General features: G+C 40.9%; 3 protein-coding genes. 2 read left to right on the top strand and 1 reads right to left on the bottom strand.

The genetic code is table 11. From position 1 onward, the window contains the following. Positions 1–114: 114 nt before the first annotated feature. Positions 115–474: a plasmid mobilization protein gene (locus tag VIP81_RS25275; RefSeq protein ID WP_331967814.1), complete on the top strand. Its 360-nt coding sequence runs from the start codon at positions 115–117 to the stop codon at positions 472–474. After that, entirely contained in the window at positions 467–1240 is a 774-nt protein-coding gene (locus tag VIP81_RS25280; protein WP_331967815.1) for a relaxase/mobilization nuclease domain-containing protein, read from the top strand. The genes VIP81_RS25275 and VIP81_RS25280 overlap by 8 nt, the downstream gene beginning before the upstream one ends. A 161-nt stretch (positions 1241–1401) precedes the next feature. On the opposite strand, the gene VIP81_RS25285 is transcribed toward VIP81_RS25280, so the two are convergent. After that, positions 1402–1632: a helix-turn-helix domain-containing protein gene (locus VIP81_RS25285; RefSeq protein ID WP_133810598.1), complete on the bottom strand. Its 231-nt coding sequence runs from the start codon at positions 1630–1632 to the stop codon at positions 1402–1404. Between the last annotated feature and the right edge of the window lie 289 nt (positions 1633–1921).

Consider the following 1921-nt stretch of genomic DNA (forward strand, 5'->3'; position numbering starts at 1 on the left):
GAACGGATCTTCGCTCCGTTAGCGAGCGGTGTTTTTGCTACGCAAAAACCGCTCGCCCCTTCGCTCCCGGTGGTCGCAAAGGGGAAATGCAGCGGAGATTAAATCGGAGATCAGATGGAAAGATCAGAGCAAAGACCAAAAAGTAAAGGTGGTCGACCGGCTAAAGCCGTTCGAAAAGAAAAGCAATTCAGCCTCAGATTTACTGAGGCCGAATTTGCTACCGCGAAGGAGAAAGCCGCTAACGCGGGCTTTACCCTCACGATGTATCTGCGAAAAATGACCCTGTTTGGGGAAGTTAAAGCGCGGCAAAACGAGGAGGAAAAGCAAGGGGTTAAGCAGTTAATTGCTATGGCATCTAACATTAACCAGATGGCAAAAATGGCCCATCAACAGGGATTTTTAACCGCCATGATGCTTTTTGAAACATACCGGAAACAATTTGATGAGCTAATTAACCGGCTTACAAATGATTAGTAAAGTGATTACCGGCAGGAGTTTTTATGGCTGCTGCCGGTATATATGTGAAGATAAAGGAAGGGCAGTCGTGTTAGATGCGGAAGGGGTGAGGGATTATGATTACCGCCTGATGGCGCATGATTTTGAGACTCAAAGAGGAGATTTGCCGGATAAAAAGAAAGCAGTTTTTCATGGTATTCTCAGTTTTTATCCGGGCGAATCTTTAACAGATGAGTCATTGATTACGATTGCACGGGAGTATCTTGAACAGATTGGAATGTCTGATACACAGTTCGTAATAGCCAAACATATCGACAAAAAGCACCTGCACATGCATATTGTGGCCAACTTTGTAGGGAACAAAAGGAAGGCAATCCGTGATAGTTGGATAGGCTGGCGAGGGAAAAAAGTAGCACAGGCGTTGACCCAAAAATATCAATTAATTCCTGCTGAAAAGAAAGTTTTGGCCTTAACTAATCTGGAATCTTTAAATACAGAAGAAGCCACCCGCTATGATATTTATCACGCGATTCAGGACAAATTACCCCACGCCCGAAGCCTCTCAGGGTTGGCTGATAGTCTGATGAAACTAGGGATCGATACACAGTATAAGTATAAATCAGGTACCAAAGAATTACAGGGAATCAGCTTTAAGAAGGGACTCTATTGCATCAAAGGAAGTAAGGTAGACCGTAAATTTTCTATAGCCGGACTACAGAAATTGATTGCAGAGAACAATAAGAAGCAGGTACAAAAACGGAAAATTGGGAGAGGAATACGATGAGCTGTTGTTATTATTACCGGGGATCGCTGCCGCGGGCTTGCCCTTTGTCCAGGATGATTTTTGCAGCATTTGTCCGCTGCTGAGCGGTGTAGGAAAAATCATCTTGGACAAAGCGCATGCCCTTACAATAATTGGATGAAAATATCCAACAAATAAAGGATTTAAAGTTCTTCAACTCTTTTATAGAAGTCAGAGAGAGAGATGCCAAAATATTTACAAAGTGCAGCGAGTGTGCTGACAGTAGGATTAGCTTTAGCCGTTTCTATTCGGCCAACATGTATATTTGTATCGTTATAAACTTCTTCTTGGCTAACGTCTTTAGCGTCACGTAATTCCTTGAGAACCGCGGCTATTCCCTTTAAAAGTTTATTATTTCTTATTTGCTTCGCCATCTTCTACAAGATGAGGCGAAATAATTTTCTGAATAATGACGAATATGTCATTATTTTATTTATTTTCGTGTCGTCAATTAAAAACCGATAACCTGATTTTTAAAAAACGCTTTATGAATAAATATTGATAGAACTGATTTTACTTATAAAGTAAAATCAATATTTTTGCGATTCTTCAATAAAATAATTTGAAGCAATTCGCTTTTACCTTGCTATAGAAACGTAGGAAATTTCAGAACACAGGGTGATAAGTGGATGGCTCATGCTATAAAGGCGTGGGCCAACTTAT

The sequence above is a fragment of the Chitinophaga sp. genome, assembly GCF_036566945.1.
Lineage (GTDB): Bacteria > Bacteroidota > Bacteroidia > Chitinophagales > Chitinophagaceae > Chitinophaga.

Excerpts from the sequence above, each read along its gene's own strand:
- VIP81_RS25280 (WP_331967815.1), top strand. The coding sequence starts at position 467 with ATGATTAGTAAAGTGATTACCGGCAGGAGTTTTTATGGCTGCTGCCGG.
- VIP81_RS25285 (WP_133810598.1), bottom strand. The coding sequence starts at position 1,632 with ATGGCGAAGCAAATAAGAAATAATAAACTTTTAAAGGGAATAGCCGCG.
- VIP81_RS25275 (WP_331967814.1), top strand. The coding sequence starts at position 115 with ATGGAAAGATCAGAGCAAAGACCAAAAAGTAAAGGTGGTCGACCGGCT.